At 70.4% G+C, this 18545-nt stretch carries 16 protein-coding genes and 1 tRNA gene; 4 read left to right on the top strand and 13 right to left on the bottom strand.

Features of this window, described 5'->3' with window-relative positions:
* The first annotated feature begins 52 nt into the window (after nucleotides 1–52).
* Genes ACWD3H_RS08830 through ACWD3H_RS08820 form a run of 3 tightly spaced genes read left to right on the top strand, consistent with a single transcriptional unit; the run spans nucleotide 53 to nucleotide 3107 of the window.
* A complete protein-coding gene (locus ACWD3H_RS08830; RefSeq protein WP_451954554.1) occupies nucleotides 53–910 on the top strand; it encodes a sulfotransferase family protein in 858 nt (285 codons plus the stop codon).
* Nucleotides 898–2196 (top strand): lipopolysaccharide biosynthesis protein, encoded by a 1299-nt coding sequence (locus tag ACWD3H_RS08825; protein ID WP_451954553.1) that lies wholly within the window; start codon nucleotides 898–900, stop codon nucleotides 2194–2196. Before ACWD3H_RS08830 ends, ACWD3H_RS08825 begins: the two co-directional genes overlap by 13 nt.
* Nucleotides 2196–3107, top strand: a complete 912-nt coding sequence (locus ACWD3H_RS08820) for a sulfotransferase (RefSeq protein WP_451954552.1) — start codon at nucleotides 2196–2198, stop codon at nucleotides 3105–3107. The genes ACWD3H_RS08825 and ACWD3H_RS08820 overlap by 1 nt, the downstream gene beginning before the upstream one ends.
* Before the next feature lie 14 nt (nucleotides 3108–3121).
* Here ACWD3H_RS08820 and ACWD3H_RS08815 read toward each other — a convergent pair whose 3' ends face one another.
* From ACWD3H_RS08815 to ACWD3H_RS08780, 8 genes are all read right to left on the bottom strand, one after another.
* Entirely contained in the window at nucleotides 3122–4405 is a 1284-nt protein-coding gene (locus ACWD3H_RS08815) for a WecB/TagA/CpsF family glycosyltransferase (protein WP_451954551.1), read from the bottom strand.
* A complete protein-coding gene (locus tag ACWD3H_RS08810; RefSeq protein ID WP_343962563.1) occupies nucleotides 4405–5346 on the bottom strand; it encodes a glycosyltransferase family 2 protein in 942 nt (313 codons plus the stop codon). The genes ACWD3H_RS08815 and ACWD3H_RS08810 overlap by 1 nt, the downstream gene beginning before the upstream one ends.
* Nucleotides 5343–6275 (bottom strand): sulfotransferase, encoded by a 933-nt coding sequence (locus ACWD3H_RS08805; protein WP_355567581.1) that lies wholly within the window; start codon nucleotides 6273–6275, stop codon nucleotides 5343–5345. Before ACWD3H_RS08805 ends, ACWD3H_RS08810 begins: the two co-directional genes overlap by 4 nt.
* Before the next feature lie 288 nt (nucleotides 6276–6563).
* Nucleotides 6564–7952, bottom strand: coding sequence for a hypothetical protein (locus tag ACWD3H_RS08800; protein ID WP_451954550.1), 1389 nt, complete (start codon nucleotides 7950–7952; stop codon nucleotides 6564–6566).
* Between the two features lie 383 nt (nucleotides 7953–8335).
* Complete coding sequence (cysN, locus tag ACWD3H_RS08795) at nucleotides 8336–9598, bottom strand: sulfate adenylyltransferase subunit CysN (protein WP_355567575.1); 1263 nt, start codon at nucleotides 9596–9598, stop codon at nucleotides 8336–8338.
* Between the two features lie 79 nt (nucleotides 9599–9677).
* Nucleotides 9678–10592, bottom strand: coding sequence for a sulfate adenylyltransferase subunit CysD (gene cysD, locus ACWD3H_RS08790; protein WP_355567572.1), 915 nt, complete (start codon nucleotides 10590–10592; stop codon nucleotides 9678–9680).
* Between the two features lie 19 nt (nucleotides 10593–10611).
* Nucleotides 10612–11379 carry a 3'(2'),5'-bisphosphate nucleotidase CysQ gene (locus ACWD3H_RS08785; protein ID WP_355567569.1) on the bottom strand — a complete coding sequence of 256 codons (768 nt, stop codon included), beginning with the start codon at nucleotides 11377–11379 and terminating at the stop codon, nucleotides 10612–10614.
* Entirely contained in the window at nucleotides 11379–12764 is a 1386-nt protein-coding gene (locus tag ACWD3H_RS08780) for a sugar transferase (RefSeq protein ID WP_451935529.1), read from the bottom strand. Before ACWD3H_RS08780 ends, ACWD3H_RS08785 begins: the two co-directional genes overlap by 1 nt.
* Nucleotides 12765–12980: 216 nt before the next feature.
* Between ACWD3H_RS08780 and ACWD3H_RS08775 the strand changes: the two genes are divergently transcribed.
* Nucleotides 12981–13514 (top strand): 3'-5' exoribonuclease domain-containing protein, encoded by a 534-nt coding sequence (locus tag ACWD3H_RS08775; RefSeq protein WP_355567566.1) that lies wholly within the window; start codon nucleotides 12981–12983, stop codon nucleotides 13512–13514.
* A 301-nt stretch (nucleotides 13515–13815) separates the two neighbouring features.
* Here ACWD3H_RS08775 and pth read toward each other — a convergent pair whose 3' ends face one another.
* The 5 genes from pth to ACWD3H_RS08750 all read right to left on the bottom strand — a co-directional run bounded on the left by pth (nucleotide 13816) and on the right by ACWD3H_RS08750 (nucleotide 18469).
* Nucleotides 13816–14421, bottom strand: a complete 606-nt coding sequence (pth, locus tag ACWD3H_RS08770; RefSeq protein ID WP_350926825.1) for an aminoacyl-tRNA hydrolase — start codon at nucleotides 14419–14421, stop codon at nucleotides 13816–13818.
* A 64-nt stretch (nucleotides 14422–14485) separates the two neighbouring features.
* Nucleotides 14486–15100, bottom strand: coding sequence for a 50S ribosomal protein L25/general stress protein Ctc (locus tag ACWD3H_RS08765; protein WP_355567563.1), 615 nt, complete (start codon nucleotides 15098–15100; stop codon nucleotides 14486–14488).
* 628 nt (nucleotides 15101–15728) lie between these two features.
* On the bottom strand, nucleotides 15729–16706 hold the full coding sequence (locus tag ACWD3H_RS08760) for a ribose-phosphate diphosphokinase (protein ID WP_355563815.1): 978 nt from the start codon (nucleotides 16704–16706) through the stop codon (nucleotides 15729–15731).
* Between the two features lie 73 nt (nucleotides 16707–16779).
* The gene (gene glmU / locus ACWD3H_RS08755) at nucleotides 16780–18231 is read right to left on the bottom strand and encodes a bifunctional UDP-N-acetylglucosamine diphosphorylase/glucosamine-1-phosphate N-acetyltransferase GlmU (RefSeq protein ID WP_355563818.1); all 1452 of its coding nucleotides are present in this window, start codon (nucleotides 18229–18231) and stop codon (nucleotides 16780–16782) included.
* A 166-nt stretch (nucleotides 18232–18397) separates the two neighbouring features.
* A tRNA-Gln gene (locus tag ACWD3H_RS08750) sits at nucleotides 18398–18469 on the bottom strand.
* Between the last annotated feature and the right edge of the window lie 76 nt (nucleotides 18470–18545).

Below are 18545 nucleotides of genomic sequence, written 5' to 3'. Positions count from 1 at the left end.
CGCTGCCGATTCCTCTCCGGCCTGAAGGCCGGAGCATCCTTGGGGGGTTGCGGTGAAACCCGCGCTGAAGCGCTCGCTCCACGCGGCCACCCGGGGCATGGGACGCCTCACCTCGGGGAGCCGGGTGCTGCCCTCCTTCCTCATCGTCGGGGCGCAGCGCTGCGGTACCACCTCCCTGTACCGCACCCTGTCCCAGCACCCGCTCGTCCTCAAACCGGTGCTGCGCAAGGGCGTGCACTACTTCGACATGGCGTACGACCGGGGCCTGTCCTGGTACCGGGCGCACTTTCCGCTGCGGATGTCGGCCTCCGTGCCGGCACGCAGATACGGTTGCCGGCCCCAGGCCTTCGAGTCGTCGCCCTACTACCTGTTCCATCCCCTGGCCGGCCCCCGTATCGCCCGCGACCTGCCGGGTACCAGGCTGATCGTGCTGGTCCGCGACCCCGTCGAGCGGGCCTTCTCCGCGCACGCCCACGAACTGGCCAGGGGGTTCGAGACGGAGCCGTCCTTCGCCAGGGCCGTGGAGCTGGAGGAGGACCGGCTGGCCGGAGCGGCGCAGGCCCTGCGCGACTCGCCGCACTCGACGAACCTGGCCCACCGCCACCACGCCTACCTGGCCAGGGGCCGCTACGCCGAGCAGCTCGCCCGGCTGGAGCCGCTGGTCGGCAGGGATCGCCTGCTCGTCATCGACAGCGGCCGGCTCTTCGCCGAACCGGAGCTCGTCTACGACCGCGTGCTGGCCTTCCTCGGACTGCCGCACCTCGGCGATCCGGTGTTCGAACGGCACAACGCCCGGACCAGACCCGCTCCGATGCCCCGCAGGCTCCGCCGTGAGCTGGCCGGCCGCTTCGAGGAGCAGGACACCCTGCTGACCTCGTGGCTGGGCGGGGAGCCGTCGTGGCGCCGCTGAGCCCCACCCGTCTGGCGGGTCTGACCGGCGCCGCGCGGAGCGGGGTGGCGGGGCTGCTGGGCGCGGGTGCCGGGGCCGCCGCCCAGTTCCTGATCGTCGTACTGGTCACCAGGGGGGTGGGCCAGGAAACGGCGGGTGCCTTCTTCTCGGTGACCGCCCTGTGCCTGGCGGTCGCCACGGTCCTGCGGCTGGACGCGGGGAACGGGCTCGTCTACTTCATCGCCAGGTCCCGTCCTTTCGACTACCGCTGCACCTCCGGCTACGTCCGCTCGGCGCTCGTCCCGGTCGCGTCACTCTCGCTGGCGGCCGCCTGTGCGGTCATCCTCAGCACCTCCGACCCCGCGCTGCGGGTGCTGGCGATGGCCCTGCCCGCGGTGACGTGCTCGGGCGTCGTGGTGAGCGCGACCCGGGGGTTCGGCTCGATGCGGCCGACCGTGCTGCTGGACGGCGTGCTCCAGCCGCTGGCCCAGCTCGCCCTGGTCGGGACCGTGGTACTCGCGGGCCGTGATTCGGTGCCGCTGCTCGCCGCGGCCTGGGCACTGCCGTATCTGCCGGTGCTGCTGCTGGCCTCGGCCTGGTTGCACCGGCGGCTGCCTCGGACGCCCTACCTGCCGGGCACCGCGCACGACCTGTGGCGCCACACCTGGCCCCGATCGCTGGCGGCCGGGATCCAGGCGGTGTTCCAGCGGCTGGACATCGTGATCGTGGCGCTGCTGGCCGGGCCGGCCGAGGCCGCCGTCTACACCGCCGCCACCCGTTTCAAGATCGTGGGGCAGCTGGCCGGCCAGGGCCTGGCGCAGGCCACCCAACCGAGGCTGGTGCGGGCCCTGGCCGAAGGCGACCTGCCACGTGCCCGGGAGCTGTACCAGTCGGCCACCGTCTGGCTGGCCCTGCTGACCTGGCCGGTCTGGCTCGGGTACGCGGCGCTCGCTCCGTGGCTGCTCGGAGCCGTCTTCGGGGACGGCTACGCCTCCGGTGCACCGGTGGCGATCGTGCTGGCCGCGACGATGGCGCTCGCCACCGCGTGCGGGATGGCCGACGTGGTGCTGACCGCCGCCGGGCACACCGGCGCCAGCCTGGCCAACCTGGCCGCCGCCGTCGCCACGACCGTGCTGCTCGACCTGCTGCTGATCCCCTCCCTGGGCTCGCTCGGCGCCGCCCTCGGCTGGGCGGGGGGCACGGTGGTCAAGAACCTGCTGCCGCTCTGGCACATCCACCGCCGGTACGGCCTGCGGCCCTTCGGCGCGCACAGCCTGGCCGCCCTGAGCCCGTGGCGGGCATCCTGATGAGCACCGCGCCCCCCGTACTGGTCACCGGACTGCCCAGGACCGGGACGAGCTGGACGGGCAGGATGCTCGCGGCGAGCGGGGAGCTGGTCTACGTCAACGAACCGCTCAACCCCGAGCACCCGCCTGGCGGCTCCCCGGGCGTCCTCGACTCCGTGGTCGGCCACCGCTTCCAGTACATCTGCACCGGCAACGAGCGGCTCTGGCTGCCCGCCTTCACCCGCACCGTCGCGCTGCGCTACGGGTTCCGGGCCGAACTGCGCCGCAACCGCTCGCCGTACGACCTGGCGCGGATGGTCCGGTACGGCACCGCGTTCACGCTGGGGCGGCTGGGCGGCCGCCGGGCGCTGCTTGACGACCCGTTCGCGCTGTTCTCCGCCGGATGGTTCGCCGACCGGCTCGGGTGCCGGGTGGTCATCCTGCTCCGCGACCCGGTGGCTTTCGTCGGTAGCTGGCAGCGGCTCGGCTGGACCGTCTACTTCCACGAGCTACTCGAACAGCCACTGCTGATGCGCGACCAGCCCCACCTGGAGGCGCTGCGCCCGCTGGTCGGCTCCCAGGACCGCATCGCCAAGGCGGTGGCCCTGTGGCGGGCGGCCGGGATCACCGCCGCCGACCTGGCCGAGCGGCATCCTCAGATAACCCTGGCCCGCTACGAGGACCTGGCCCGCGACCCACTGACGGAGTTTCGCCGCCTGTACGGGTGGGCGGGCCTGACGTGGTCGGCCCGCGCCGAGGAGCGCGTCCGCCGCGCGTGCACCGCCGCGTCCGGCGCGAGCAGCGGCGGCTTCGCCTGGAGCGGCCTGTCCCGCACGGCCTACCGGCCGATGGACTCGCGCCGCGCCCTCGCCGAGGCCGACGCCAGGCTGAGCCCGCAGGAGACCCTCCGGGTCAGGGAGCTGGCCTCCTGACGGACGACGGTCCCTCAGGAGAAGAGCCCGCGCAGCAGGGAGACCACGAGAAGCCCGAGGGCGTACGGCAGATCGTCGACCAGATAGCGGCGGGCCAGCCTGCCAGGCTCCCGGGTCAGCCGGAAGAGCCACTCCAGGCCACCTCTGCGCATCCACGCCGGAGCCCGCCGGACGGTGCCCGCGGCGAAGGCGATCGCCGAGCCACAGCCGACGAACCAGGTGCCCGGCAGGTCCCGGCGGAGCGAGGCGATGAGCCGTTCCTGCTTGGGGAAGCCGAGCCCGACGAAGACCAGCCGGGGTGCCGCGGCGATCACGGCGTCGCGTACCCGGGCATAGCTCTCCGGATCGTCCTCGAACCCGTACGGCGGGGCGTCGACTCCGGCGATCATCAGTTTCGGGTGACGGCCCACCAGCTCACAGGCCGCCTGCACGGCCGCGCCCGCGGGGCCGCCCAGCAGGTACACGGGATGGCGGTAGAAGGCGGCGGCCTCCGACAGGGACCAGATCAGGTCGGCACCGGCGACCCGGCCGGGCAGGGGGGTGCCGAGCAGTCTCGCCGCCCACACCAACGGCATGCCGTCCGCCACCGCGAGGTCGGCGCCTTCGACGAACCCGCGGGCCCGCTCGTCGCGGGCGACGATCCGGCTGATGTCGATGTTCGGGGTGACGAGGTGGCCGCCCTCACCGCGTTTCAGCGCGGCGACCACGTGGTCGACCACCTCGCCCTCGGTCATCGGGTCGATCGCGACGCCCGCCACCCGCACGCGCCTGCGCAGGCGTCTGCGGGTGGCCTTGTCCGGCCGGGGCCGCCGGCGGGGGGCGACCTGCGCCGCCCCCCGCCTGGCGGCCGGCGTCCCGGCCCGCCCGGCGACGGCGGGCAGGCCGGGCACCGGACCGTACCCGGTGGGCGCGGACCGGTGGTCGGTGACGGGCGGGATCGACATCACGGCGTGAACGGCCTTGCCCGTCACGGACGGGGCGATCTGCGGGTCGTAGCGAGATGGCGCCGAAGGATGCCCGGTGACCTGCCCCATCACGGTCGGGACCACCGGCAGGTCGTAGCGGGCGGTCGCGCGCGGACGATCGACGGCCCGCCCCACCTCCGACGGAGCGACGAGCAGATCGTGGCGAGCGATCATTGACGGGCGTTCGCCGCCCCGCCCCGGCAGGGGCGGGGCGGCCTGCGAGCCATGGCGCGCGAGCACCGGCAGGCGTTCGACGGCCTGACCGGCCGAGGGCGGGGCGACCTGCGGGCCGTAGCGGACCGTCACGCGCGGACGCTCGGTGATGGGCGCCATCAGATGCCGTGCCCTCGGTGGTGCAGGACGCTGAGCAGGGTCCGCGCGGGGACCAGGCCGGCCGCCACCGCGAGCGCGATGGGTGCCCGGGGCTCGCCGTGGCGGGCGGTGAACGCCCGCCAGGCCCAGCGGCCCGCCTCCCGCCGCTGGCCTAGGGCCGCGTGGTGGAAGGCGAGCTGACCGTAGACCCGCGCCGCGCCGCGCGGATCCACGGCCAGATCAGGGTGCCGGGCGAGCATCCACTGCAGCCCGGCGATCCGGTCGGCCCAGCGGGCCACGTACGAGGAGCCCCCCCAGCGCACCCGGACCAGAGGCCGGTCGACGTGCACGATGGGGTGCTGGGCGGCGGCGCGCAGCGCCAGGTCCCAGTCCTCGTTCTGGCCCTTGGGGGCGCTCTCGTCCACCCAGAGCCCGCCGCGCCGGAACACGAACGTCGAGGAGTGCACCATCACCATGCGCGAGCGCACCAGGTGGCGGTAGGTGACGCGGCTGGTCCCCGCCAGGCGGGGAATGCGGCGCGAGCCGTACTCGACCTCGATGGCGCAACTGGAGAAGCGGGCGTCCGGCTCCGCCTCCAGCGCGGCGACCTGGGCGGCGACCTTGCCGGGCAGCCACTGGTCGTCGTCGTCGCAGAAGGCGACAAGATCGGTGCCGAGGGCCGCGATGCCGGTGTTACGGGCGCCGGGCAGGCCCGGGGTGAGCCGGTTGGCCATCACCCGTACCCCGCGCGAGGGTGCCCCACGCCGGCCGGGTGCCAGTGCCCTGCTGGCCAGGAGGTCTGCCACCTGATCGGCGACCCAGGCCGGATCTCCGCCGTCCACGACCACCACCACCTCGACGGGGCCGGAGTGGTCCTGGCCGAGCACCGCGAGGGTGGCCGCGCGCAGCTGGTCGGGCCGGTGTCCCCGGGTGGGGATGACGACACCCACCGATGTGTTCACCAGAACCTCCTGTGATAGCCGTACTTGATCATGAGCGGCCAGGTCAGCGCGGTGACCAGGCGCAGCTGCCGGGACCCCGCGGCGGCACGCCAGCTGTCGTCCCTGGTCAGCTCGGTGCGGCCGACCGTGAAGCGGATGGGGTTGCCCGAGGCGGTGTGCGCCGTCGAGAGCTCCGCCCAGCTGCCCGAGAGGAAGTCGAGGCGGCAGGAGAGGCCGATCCTGGCGACCAGGCGCCTGAGCGTGTCGGCGGGGGCGCCGAGCAGGTCCTCATAGCGGACCCGGGTGACCGGGACGCCCCTGCGGGCGAGGAGTCCGAGGCCGAGGTTCTCACTCAGCCAGTGCAGCGAGGTGCGGGAGGGTGACCAGTGGGTCATCGGACGCCCGTCCTCTGGACGCTCGACCCGCCTGCGCCAGGAGTGTGCGACCGCGCGGGGGTCGCGGACCACGTGAACGACGTGGACGTCGACCCCGGCCGCCGCCAGGCAGAAGGCCAGCGAGGCGTGCTTGCTTGAGTCGATCACGACCGGGCAGTCGGCGACCTCCCCCGCCGCGTCGTACAGATCGCGGTGGACGGCGACATACTCGTCCAGCTCGGCGGTGCCGGGCGTCGGCCACCTGCCGTTGCCCGCCCGCTCCTCGGCCAGCAGCCTGGCCAGGGTCGGGATGCGCCGGGTACGGTCGACGCGGGCCCTGAGCGCGATCATCCGGTGGGCCAGGTCCGCGGACCAGCCTCCGAACGCGCGCATCCCGACCTTGTCCCAGAAGGGACACACCCCGAAGGGCTCGCCGCATCCGCAGGCCTCGTCCGCGAGCACGCTCCTGGCCCAGAGGTGGACGACCTCGCCGAGCGGCACGATGCCGGGGACCTCCCCGAGCAGGCGCTCCAGCAGCGTGGTCCCGCTGCGGCCGAGGCCACCCAGGAAAACCACCCGAGCAGGTGACGGACTATCAGACACAGGCACGAATCCTTACCCGACGGATACGGAACGTGCCGAGGCTAGCGCGGAGCGTAACGGAGAGGTCAGAGAACGGACAAAGGATCTACCCAGCGGATGACCTCCGCACGCAAAGCGGCCACGGCCGACGGTGCCGGGAACGGCTTGACCGAGTTCTTGTTTCGCATTTTTCCGGGGTGGCCTGATGCCGTGACCGAGCCGAATGATCTCGATGAGCGCCCCCGCCCCGGACTGGTTCGGGGCGGGGGCGCTCATCACCGGTCAGGGCCAGTCGGAGCAGAGGAACCAGTAGCCGGCCTGGCTCGACACCCCTCTGTACGGTTCGTCGATCTCAAGGCGCCATTGGCCCGTCTCCCCCTGCCGGGAGATGGGCACCGTCCACTGCTTCGGCACATCGACCGTGCCCGCGGAGTTGATCGTCAGCGAGGTCCACGGGTCGCGGACCCAGGCGTTGTTCGTCTGGGCGCTCTTGCGCGCGTAGGCGTAGCGGACGGTGCCCGCCCCGAGCGCGGTGATCGAGCCCTTCAGCGTGAAGGTGGCAGGCAGGTGCAGGTCGCAGGACTCCTCCTCGCTGGTGAACTCCACCTGGGTCAGCTTTGGCGTCGCAAGGGGCAGGCAGGTGGTGGACCAGCTAGCCGTACCGGATATGTGACGGGTTGTGAAGGGGAAAAGGATCGCTACCGTCCCGCTGCCCGGCCCGTGCCTCGGCAGCGATGGCCCGTCGGCATATGCCGAGCCACCGTGTTGAGAGATCTCCACCTCTTGCAGGTTCTGCCCCGGCCGAGGGTCCATGGGGTTCCCGGCGGCGTCGGTCCATATGAACACCGTCTGCCCCAGACCGGAGGTGATCCTGGCACGCAGCGGGGTCGAGACGTCCGGGCCACACGGGCCAACGTAGTGCAACTGGCTCAGGGAGGCGATCTCCGCGGTCTCGGGCGCGCAGTTCGTCTTGCTGAGCAGGCTCGGGCCCTCGTACGGCGCGGGTTCTACGATCTTCAGAACGTAGGGGCCCTCCTTCGAGGCCGAGCCGCGAGGCAGGGCACCGGTGACCTCATGCGATCCGGGGCCGGCGAACACGAGGGGCTGAGGGGTCTCGCTGCCCGGCAACGGACGGCGCGACACCGGGTTCAGCCACTGGTAGCTGATCGTCTGCGCGATCGGGGAGGTGATCGTTGCCTTGACCGGGGTGGTGACCTTCGATCCGCACAGCCCGTGGTACTCGGGCGCGGCGGTGGCGGTCACCTGCACGTCATGGCAGGTCCGGTTGATCGTGGTCTGTACCACTTCGCCGGTCTCGACATGGCCGTTGTCGGTCTGCACCAGGCCGACGACTTTGATCTGCCTGGTCCCCGATTCACGCACCGGGATAAGGATCTCCTTCGCACCGGGCCCGTTCTGGTCCTGCACGTGGGTGAAGACCTGGTAATTGTCGTTGAGCCCGCTCACCTTATAGCCCAGGTAAGCATTGCCCGGGCCGGTGTAGGTCAACTGCACGGTTACCTTGACATCGTTCCCAGTTCCTCGGCACAGCCCGGCGTAGGTGGGGTTGTCGACCTGAACACCCTGGACTACCACCTGGCCGTCCCCGTCGGCCGCCTGGGCGGGCCCCGGTAACAGCGCGGCGAGTAAGCCGAGGGCGAGCAGAGTCATGACACGCTTCATAGACACCTTCGTTTCACGATCGGAATGCCGTGAACGACAGGGACCGACGCCCTGAGCGGACCGCGACCGCACGGTGACGCCGCGCCCGGTGTCTCCCGGACGCGTGCCATCGGCTCCGGCGCGCGTGACAGAGACTTCGCAGTGCTCGCTCCGCTCGCCGCCATCGCTGCCCTTCCCAGGGCAGCGGCACCCCGCCGTCGCACGCCCACATCACCGTGCTGGACGGCAATGGGAAACGGCTTGCAACTGACTGGGAAGAGGACGGCCCGAAAGTGCCGAACCACCCACGGCCCGTACCGGGTCTCTCTCCCCCCACGTACGGGGAAGGAAAGCCTCGGTGACGGGCGCGGGCGGCGGGTGCCGGAAAGGGCCTATCTGGCGTCGACGATCATTCCGGCGCCGACCGTGTTGTTGGTGGCCTCGTCCACGAGGATGAAGCCACCGGTGAGCCGGTTGCGGGCGTAGTCGTCCACGAACAGGGGCTGGGTGACGCGGAGCGAGACGCGTCCGATCTCGTTGAGGCCGAGCGAGGAGGCGGCCTCGTCCCGGTGCAGGGTGTTGACGTCCAGCCGATAGTGCAGGTCCTTGACCAGGGCACGGGCTGTACGGGTGGTGTGCTTGATGGTCAGCTTGGCGCGCGGGGCCAGCTTGCTGGAATCCGCCATCCAGCAGATCATCGCCTCCAGTTCCTGGGAGACGTGCGGCTGGTTGTTCGGGCGGCAGATCATGTCGCCGCGCGAGATGTCGATGTCGTCCTCCAGCCGGAGGGTCACCGACATCGGCGCGAACGCCTCGTCGACCGGCCCGTCGAAGGTGTCGATCGACGAGATGCGCGTGGCCAGACCCGAGGGCAGGTGCATGACCTCGTCCCCCGGCTTCAGCACGCCTCCGGCGATCTGGCCGGCGTAGCCCCGGTAGTCGTGGAAGGCCGGGTCGGTGGCCCGCTGCGGGCGGATGACGTACTGCACGGGGAAGCGCACGTCGACCAGGTTGCGGTCGGAGGCGATGTGCACGTGCTCCAGATGGTGCAGGAGCGAGGACCCGTTGTACCAGGGAGTGTTCTCCGAGCGTGACACCACATTGTCACCGTGCAGCGCGGAGATCGGGATGAACGTCAGGTCCGGCGCGTTCAGCTTGGAGGCGAAGGCGGTGAACTCCTCGCGGATCTCCTCGAACCGCTCCTGCGAGTAGTCGACCAGGTCCATCTTGTTGACGGCCAGGACCAGGTGCGGCACCCGCAGCAGCGTGGTGAGGAAGGCGTGCCGCCGCGACTGCTCCAGCACGCCCTTACGCGCGTCGATCAGGACGATCGCCAGGTCGGCGGTGGAGGCACCGGTGACCATGTTGCGGGTGTACTGGATGTGCCCGGGGGTGTCGGCGATGATGAACTTGCGCTTGGGAGTGGCGAAGTAGCGGTACGCCACGTCGATGGTGATGCCCTGCTCCCGCTCGGCCCGCAGGCCGTCGGTGAGGAGCGACAGGTCGGTGTACTCGGTGCCGCGGTCCCGGGAGGTGCGCTCGACGGCCTCCAGCTGGTCCTCGAAGATCGCCTTGGAGTCGAAGAGCAGCCGCCCGATGAGCGTCGACTTTCCGTCGTCGACGCTTCCCGCCGTGGCAAAGCGAAGGATGTCCATCAGAGGTGCTCTCCAGAGGTCGTACGGCGTGCGGCGCGGGACCGCGCGGGAAGAAGGGAGACGGGAGGGTGGGTGAGCACTAGAAGTAGCCCTCCCGCTTGCGATCCTCCATGGACGCCTCGGAGGCGCGGTCGTCGGCGCGGGTGGCGCCGCGCTCGGTGATCCGGCTCACCGCGATCTCCTCGATGATCGCCTCGACCGTCGCGGCACCCGACTGGACCGCGCCGGTGCAGGTCACGTCGCCGACCGTGCGGTAGCGGACCGTCATCTCCTGGAGCGGCTCGTCCTCGTCGCGGGTGATGAACTCGCTGTCGGCCAGCAGCATGCCGTCGCGCTCGAACACCTTGCGGGTGTGCGCGTAGTAGATCGAGGGAATCTCGATGCCCTCGCGCCGGATGTAGTCCCAGATGTCGAGCTCGGTCCAGTTGGACAGCGGGAACACCCGGATGTGCTCGCCCTTGCGGATCCTGGCGTTGTAGAGGTTCCACAGCTCGGGACGCTGGTTCTTGGGGTCCCACTGGCCGAAGTCGTCACGGAAGGAGAACACCCGCTCCTTGGCGCGGGCCTTCTCCTCGTCACGGCGGGCGCCGCCGAACACGGCGTCGTACTCGTTCTCCTCGATCGCGTCCAGCAGCGTCGTGGTCTGCAGCCGGTTGCGCGAGGCCCTGCGGCCGGTCTCCTCGACGACGCGCCCGGCGTCGATGGAGTCCTGGACGCTGGCGACGACCAGGCGCGCGCCCAGCTGTGCGGCGCGGCGGTCACGGAACTCGATGACCTCCGTGAAGTTGTGGCCGGTGTCGACGTGCATCAGTGGGAAGGGAATCGGCGCGGGCCAGAACGCCTTCTCCGCGATGCGGAGCATGACGATGGAGTCCTTACCACCGGAGAAGAGCAGACAGGGACGCTCGAACTCGGCCGCGACCTCACGCATGATGTGGATGGCCTCTGCCTCGAGGACGTCGAGCTGCGACGTGGTGTAGTCGCGCTGAAGCATCAAACTCTCCTAGCGGGGATTAGCGGTGCAGATCCCGGATTCCAGCGAGCAACGTCGGCGCCAGTCCCGGTAGGGATACAAGGATATCCGGCAGTGAGGGGTCAGGCTGGTTGTAGGCCAGCTGCGAGCCGTCGATGCGGCTGGCGTGGGCCCCCGCGGCGAGGGCCACCGCGACGGGCGCGGCGGAGTCCCACTCGTACTGGCCCCCGGCGTGCACGTAGGCCTCGACCGCTCCGGTGAGCACCGCGGAGATCTTGGCGCCCGCCGACCCGATCGGTACCAGGTCCGCGCCGACGAGAGCGGCCAGTTTCTGGACGAACTCCGGCGGGCGGGTCCTGCTGACCGCGATCCGCGGCCTGGCGTCCGCCTCGGGGGCGGGCCGCACCGGAGGTTCGACGGTGGAGAGCGTACGGCCCTGGGCCGGTAGCGCGACGGCTCCGGCCGTCAGCGTGCCACGCTCCCAGAGTGCCACGTGGACCGCCCAGTCCTCGCGGCCCTCCTCGGCGAACTCTCGGGTGCCGTCCAGCGGGTCGACGATCCAGACCCGCTCGGCACGGAGCCTGCGCGGGTCGAGGCGCTCCTCGCTGGTCGCCTCCTCGGACAGCACGCTGTCGTCCGGGCGCAGCCGTGCCAGGGCCTCCATCAGGAACAGGTGGGAGGCGATGTCACCCTCCTTGCGCAGCTCGGAGGGGTTGTCGAAACCCCGCTCCGCGCGCAGGGCCGCCAGCTTCTCGCCGGCCGTCGTCGCCAACTCCGCGGCGAGTGTGTGATCGTCGCGAACGGTCATCAGTATGCTCCAGCTCCTCGCGCGACAGCCGACCAGGTCTTCCACAGGATCTGCAGGTCCAACATGAGGGACCAGCTCTCCACGTAACGCAGGTCCAACCGTACCGATTCCTCCCAGGACAGGTCAGAGCGACCGCTCACCTGCCACAGACCGGTCATGCCCGGCTTGACCAGCAACCGGCGGCGGACATCGTCACCGTACCCGGCCACCTCCTCCGGTAGTGGCGGCCGGGGGCCCACCAGGGACATGTGTCCCAGCAGCACGTTGATCAGCTGGGGCAACTCGTCCAGCGAATGGCGGCGCAGCCAGGCACCCAGCGGGGTCACCCTCGGATCGTTCTTGATCTTGAAGAGCGGGCCCTGTCCGTCACTGGACAGGGTGATCTTCCGGCGCTCGGCGTCGGCGCGCATCGTCCGGAACTTGTAGATCGTGAACTCGGCGCCGTCGCGGCCCACCCTCGTCTGCCGGAAGAACGCCGGCCCGGGCCCGGAGGCCCGCACGGCCGCCGCCACTCCCACCAGCAGCGGGAGCAGCACCGCCAGCAGCACCCCGGCGCCGATGCGGTCGAACAGGTTCTTGACCACCTGGCGCAGGCCGGAGATCTCGGGGTGATCCACGTGCAGCAGTGGCAGCCCCGCCGCCGGACGGATGGTGATCCGCGGCCCGGCCACCTCCATCAGCGCGGGGGCCACGACCAGGTCCGTGTCGGTCTTCTCCAGCCGCCAGGCCAGTCGCCGCAGCGCCACCCCGTCCATCTCCGGGCAGGCGAGCACGGCCACGGTGTCGGCGTGGACCTGCCCGACCGCGAGCGCGACGTCGGAGAAATCGCCGAGAAGCGGCACGCCCTCCACGTCGCCCATCCCGTCGCGCGGGGCGCAGGCCCCGACGACCTCCATGCCGTGGTAGCGCTCCCGGCGGAACCTGCGGACCAACTCGGTGATCGCCACCCGGTGACCCACCGCCACCACCCGCCGCATGCACCTGCCCCGGGCCCGCCTGCGGTGCAGGGAGCGGCGCAGCCCGTACCGCGCCAGCAGGGTGAGCAGTGTCGTCAGCGGGAGCGCCAGCACCACGTAGCCGCGGGCCACATCGGTCTTGGTGAGGTAGGCACCGACGGCGAGGGCGGCGGTGAGCATGAAGCCGCACTGGAGGATCCGCTGGAACTCCTCCGAGCCCAGGCCGATGAGCCGAGGCTCGTAGGCGCGGTTCAGCGCGATCACGCAGACCCAGACGGCGGGCAGCGCGGCGCTCAGCATGACGTACGGGAAAACGTAGGCGGTAACCTCGCCGAATCGAACGAGCAGCGCGAGGGCTCCGGCCAGGGCGGCGCAGATGGTGTCGGCGGCGAGGGCCATCGCGCGGTGCCCCCGCACCCAGTCCGGCATGTGACGGCGCGAGGCCGGCACGACTCCGGCTCCGGACCCGGCTCCGGATACGGCCTGGACTGCGGTCACGTCGCGCACGCGCTCCCCCTGCGTAACCGTTCACGGACAGACAGTTACGTAATGGTAGCGGCGACAAGAGAGGCCCGAAGGTTGAAGACCGAAACGTACATATCTGTGGATGTCGAGGCCGATGGCCCCATTCCGGGACCGTATTCGATGGTCAGCCTAGGTATGGCGGTGGCCGGGCGGATGACCGGAAAGGTCTTTGAACCGGTCGATCCACAGACCCGTACGTTCTACGCGGAGCTGCGGCCGATCAGCGACGACCATGTGCCCGAGGCGCTCGCCGTGAGCGGGCTTGACCGGGAGACGCTGATCCGCGAGGGCCGCGACCCGGCCGAGGCGATGCGGGAGGCCACCGCGTGGATCCGCGACGCGTGCGGGAACAGCGCACCGGTACTGGCGGCCTACCCACTCTCCTACGACTGGATGTGGATTTATTGGTACTTCATGCGATTCGCCGGCGCCTCACCGTTCGGGCACTCGCGCTGCATCGACATGAAGACGCTGTACGCGGCCAAGGCGGGAGTGCCGATCGGCTGGGCGACCAAGCGGCAGATGCCCAGGCACCTGCTCTCCCAGCGACCGCACACGCACAACGCCCTGGACGACGCCATCGAGCAGGCCGAACTCCTCCAGAACCTGATGGCCCTGAACCCACACCCGTCGCCGGACCGAGAAGCCCCGTGAAACCGCGGCCACGCCCCGAAGACGCCTCCAAGAAGCCTTCCCTGAGGGACTCCCCGCAAGAACGCGCCCGTGAGGACGCGCCCGTGCTCCATCCCTGAGGGACTCCCCGTGAGGCCGCGCCGGCCAGTCGCCCCAGGAAGCATCATGAGGACGAGCCCGTGCTCCGTCCCCGAGAGACTCCCCGTGAGGCCGCGCCGGCGACTGGACTGAGGAGAGCGGGGTCGCGAGGAACGAGCGGCCCCGGTCGACGAGGGAAGGAGCCGGGTAAGAGCGGCCGAACCGCGACGCGTTAGCGTCGCAATTAACGCGGAGGTCCCGAGATGTTCAGGTCGCCCGCGTGGAAGGCGTTCTGGGTCGGCTCCAGGCCGACCCTGATCAGCGACTCCACCACGTCGGCCGCACGGTCGACCAGGAACCCGAGATCCTTGCGCTCGGCGGTGGCGAAGTCACGCAGGACATAGCTCGCGGCGTCCATCCGGCCCGGCGGGCGGCCGATGCCGAACCGCACCCGCAGGTAGTCCTTGGTCGCCAGCGACTTGGTGATCGACTTCAGCCCGTTGTGACCGTTGTCGCCGCCGCCCAGCTTGGCCCTCAGCGCGCCGTACGGGATGTCCAGCTCGTCGTGGACCACGATCACCCGGGCCGGATCGACCTTGTAGAAGTCGGCCAGGGCCTTGACCGGTCCGCCGGACAGGTTCATGAAGGACAGCGGCTTGGCCAGCACCGCGGGGACACCCGCCAGGCGGCCCTCCAGCACCTCCGAGCGCGACCTGTGCGCCTTGAACCGCCCACCGGCGCGCGCGGCCAACTCGTCCAGGACCATGAACCCCGCGTTGTGCCGGTTTCCTACGTACTCCGGCCCGGGGTTTCCCAGGCCCACGACCAACCAGCGGTCCACGATCGGCATCCCCTTCATACGCGCGTCAGGGCGGCCCGGAACCGGGCCGCCCTGACAGATCTAGCAGAGAAAACTACTCGGCGCTCTCGGCACCCTCGGCGGCCGCGCCCTCGGCCGGAGCGGCCTCGGCGGCCTCGCCCTCGGCCGCCGGCTCGGCGGTCGGGGCCGCGGAGATGATCAGGACCAGCGCCTCGGGGTCGGCGGCGAGGGTCGTGCCCTTGGGCAGCTTCAGGTCGGCGGTGGTGATCTGGGTGCCGACCTCCAGGCCCTCGACGTCGACCTCGACACCCTCGGGGATGTGGGTGGCCTCGGTCTCGACCGAGACGGAGACGAGCTGCTGGTCGAGGATGCCGTCGGCGACCTCACCGGTCACGATGACGGGAATGTCGACGGTGACCTTCTCGCCGCGCCTGACGAGAAGGAGGTCGACGTGCTCAAGGAAGCCCTTGATCGGGTCGCGCTGGACGCCCTTGGGCAGCGCGAGCTCGTCGACCGCACCCTCAAGGCGGATCAGCACGTTCGGCGTACGCAGGGCGAGCAGCAGCTCGTGACCCGGCAGGGACAGGTGCCTCGGCTCGGAGCCGTGTCCGTAGAGGACGACGGGCACCTTGTCCTCGCGACGGATCTTGCGGGCGGCGCCCTTGCCGAACTTGTCGCGGAGCTCGGTGGTGATTACCACTTCGGACATGACTGATCTCCTAGGGATCTCGAGAATCGGAAGATGCGTTCCCCCTCACCCGCCCTAGCGGAAGGCGTTACGAACGCAACCTGACAAGCCTACCGTGCTTATTGCGACGCTAACGCGTCGCGGTTCGGCCGCTGGGACCCGGCTCCTTCCCTCGTCGACCGGGGTCGCTCGTTCCTCACGAGTTGCCGGCGACGCCGGCGCGTCGCGGTTCGGCCGCTCAAACCCGGCTCCTTCCCTCGTCGACCGGGGCCGCTCGTCCCTCACGAGTTGCCGGCGACGCCGGCGCGTCGCGGTTCGGCCGCTCAAACCCGGCTCCTTCCCTCGTCGACCGGGGCCGCTCGTCCCTCACGACCCCGCTCTCCTCGGTCCAGTCCCCGGCGCGGCCTCACAACCCCGCTCTCCTCGGTCCAGTCGCCGGCGCGGCCTCACAACCCCGCTCTCCTCAGTCCAGTCCCCGGCGCGGCCTCACGGGTAGTCCCTCAAAGGGGGTGAGGGGCACGTCCCATTGCCCTTCTTGAGGGCGGGGCAAGAGCGGGGCGCGTGGAAGCCCCTCCCCCCGAGAAATGTGAGCCCGGGGGGAAGAAGAAGGGAAAGAGGTGGGGGTGTTCAGCGGGGAGGGGGTTGAGCTTTAGCTGTCGCCTTCGAAGAGGCTGGTCACCGAGCCGTCGCTGAAGACCTCGGTGATGGCCCGGGCGATCAGCGGGGCGATCGACAGGACCGTGAGCTTGTCGAACCTCTTGTCCTCGGGGAGCGGCAACGTGTTGGTGACGATGACCTCGGAGACCCTGGAGTTCTTCAGCCGGTCGACCGCGGGGTCGGAGAAGACCGCGTGGGTGGCCGCCACGACCACGTTGGTGGCGCCCTGCTCGTAGAGGGCGTCGGCCGCCTTGCAGATCGTGCCCGCGGTGTCGATCATGTCGTCGATCAGCACACAGGTCCGGCCCTTCACCCGGCCGACGACCTCGCTCACCTTCACCTGGTTGGCCACGTCGAGGTCGCGGCGCTTGTGGATGAAGGCCAGCGGGGTGCCCAGCGTGTCGGCCCAGCGCTCCGAGAGCCGCACCCGCCCGGTGTCGGGTGAGACGATCGTGGTCGTGTCCAGGTCGAGCTTGTCCTTGAGGTAGTTGACCAGGACGGGCATGGCGAACAGGTGGTCCACCGGGCCGTCGAAGAAGCCCTGGATCTGGGAGGTGTGCAAGTCGATCGACATCAGCCGGTCGGCGCCGGCCGTCTTGAACATGTCGGCCATCAGGCGGGCGGTGATGGGCTCGCGGCCCCGGCCCTTCTTGTCCTGGCGGGCGTAGCCGTAGAACGGCATGATCACGGTGATCCGCTTGGCGGAGGCACGCTTGAGCGCGTCCACCATGATCAACTGCTCCATGATCCACTGGTTGATCGGCCCGGTGTGGCTCTGCATGACGAACGCGTCACAGCCACGGACCGACTCCTGGTAGCGGGCGTAGATCTCCCCGTTGGCGAAGTCGCGCAGCGTGGTCGGTGCCGCGTCGACTCCGAGGTGACTCGCCACCTCGTCCGCCAACTCCGGATGCGCCCGCCCGGAGAAGAACATCAGGTTCTTCTCGCCGGTCTTCTTGATGCCGCTCATGCCGTCCCCCTCGCCGGAGAGCACATCGATGTCCGTGCGACGCCGCGCCCACCGGGCCGCTCGCTCCGCTCACTCACGTCTGGCTCCCCTGCTGTTTCTCCGGCTCGGCGGCCTTCAGCGCCGCCTGAGCCGATCTGGTGCCCGCGCGCCTGCGCACGACCCACCCTTCGATATTGCGTTGCCGTCCGCGGGCCACCCCGATGCTCCCTGCCGGGACATCTCCGTCGATGACCGAACCCGCGGCCGTATATGCGCCGTCGCCGATGTTGACCGGCGCGACGAGCATGGTGTCGCATCCGACGAAGGCGTGCTCGCCCACCGTCGTGTGATGCTTGTTGACCCCGTCATAGTTGACGAAGATCGCCGAGGCGCCGATGTTGGCGCCGGCGCCGATCGTCGCGTCACCCACATAGCTCAGGTGCGGAACCTTCGCACCCTCCCCGACCTGGGCGTTCTTCATCTCGACGTACGTTCCGGCCTTGGCCTTGCGCGCCAGCACGGTGCCTGGGCGCAAATAGGCGTACGGCCCGACCAGGGCCTCGGGGCCGATCACGGCCTCGGTGCAGACGGCGTTGCGCACCAGCGCCCCCTCGCCGACGACGGTGTCGGTCAGCGTGCTGGCGGGACCGACCTCGGCGCCCTCGGCGACCGCCGTACGGCCGTGCAGCTGGGTACCGGGGTGGATCACCACGTCCTGTTCGAGGGTGACGTCCACATCGATCCAGGTGCTGGCCGGGTCGACCACGGTCACCCCGGCCCGCATGTGCGTCTCCAGCAGGCGCGCGTTGAGAACCCGGCGGGCGAAGGCGAGCTGTACGCGGTCGTTGACGCCCTCCACCTCCACGTAGTCGGCCGCGACGTGGGCGCCGACCCGGTGGCCGTCCTGGCGCAGGATCGCGAGGACGTCCGTGAGGTACTCCTCGCCCTGGGCGTTGGAGGCGGACACTCGCTTGACCGCGTCGGCCAGCAGGGACCCGTCGAAGGCGTAGACGCCGGAGTTCATCTCTTTGATCGCCCGCTGCGCGGGGTCGGCGTCCTTCTCCTCGACGATCTCCAGGACCGCCCCCGAGGCGTCGCGGATGATCCGGCCGTAGCCGTACGGGTCGGGAACCTCGGCCGTCAGCACGGTGACGGCGTTGCCGTCCTCGCCGTGCCGTTCGAGCAGGGCCGCGAGGGTCTCGGAGCGCAGCAGCGGCGTGTCGCCATAGGTCACCAGGACGGTGCCGCCGATGGTGCCCACCGTCTCCAGGACGGTACGGACGGCGTGACCGGTGCCCTTCTGCTCGGTCTGGACGACGACCTGCGCGTCGGGGCCGGTGCCGGCCAGATGCGCCTGGACCCGCTCCCGTTCGTGGCCGATGACAACGATGAGCCGCTCGGGTTCGAGCCCTCTTGCGGCGGCGAGCATATGGTCGACCAGGGTACGGCCGCACAGTTCATGAAGGATCTTTGGCGTTCTCGACTTCATCCGGGTGCCCTCGCCTGCGGCAAGGACAATCACGGCGGCCGGGCGCGGCACACTCACGGACGAGGCTCCCTCGGCGTCGCGGCTGAGACATGACGGAGCACGATGACGGACATCCACCCCCAGGGCATGGCACCGTCACCTGCTCGACAACGTGAGGATACCTTCCCGTTCGGGAACCCACCCAGCCGACTAGCCGAGCCAATAAAGCAGACATAAGAGACGGCTCCGGCACCAGGACTCGAACCTGGACAACAAGGACCAAAACCTTGCGGGCTGCCAATTACCCAATGCCGGATCGGCCAGACAGCAGGGACGACCCCCGTATGCCTGGCCCCCCTACGATACAGAGCCCGCGGTGCCGAACGCGCGCC

The sequence above is a fragment of the Streptosporangium sp. NPDC002607 genome, assembly GCF_053592655.1.
The sequence above is the reverse complement of the archived record's forward strand: the minus strand, read 5'-3'. Positions and strand labels throughout refer to the sequence as shown.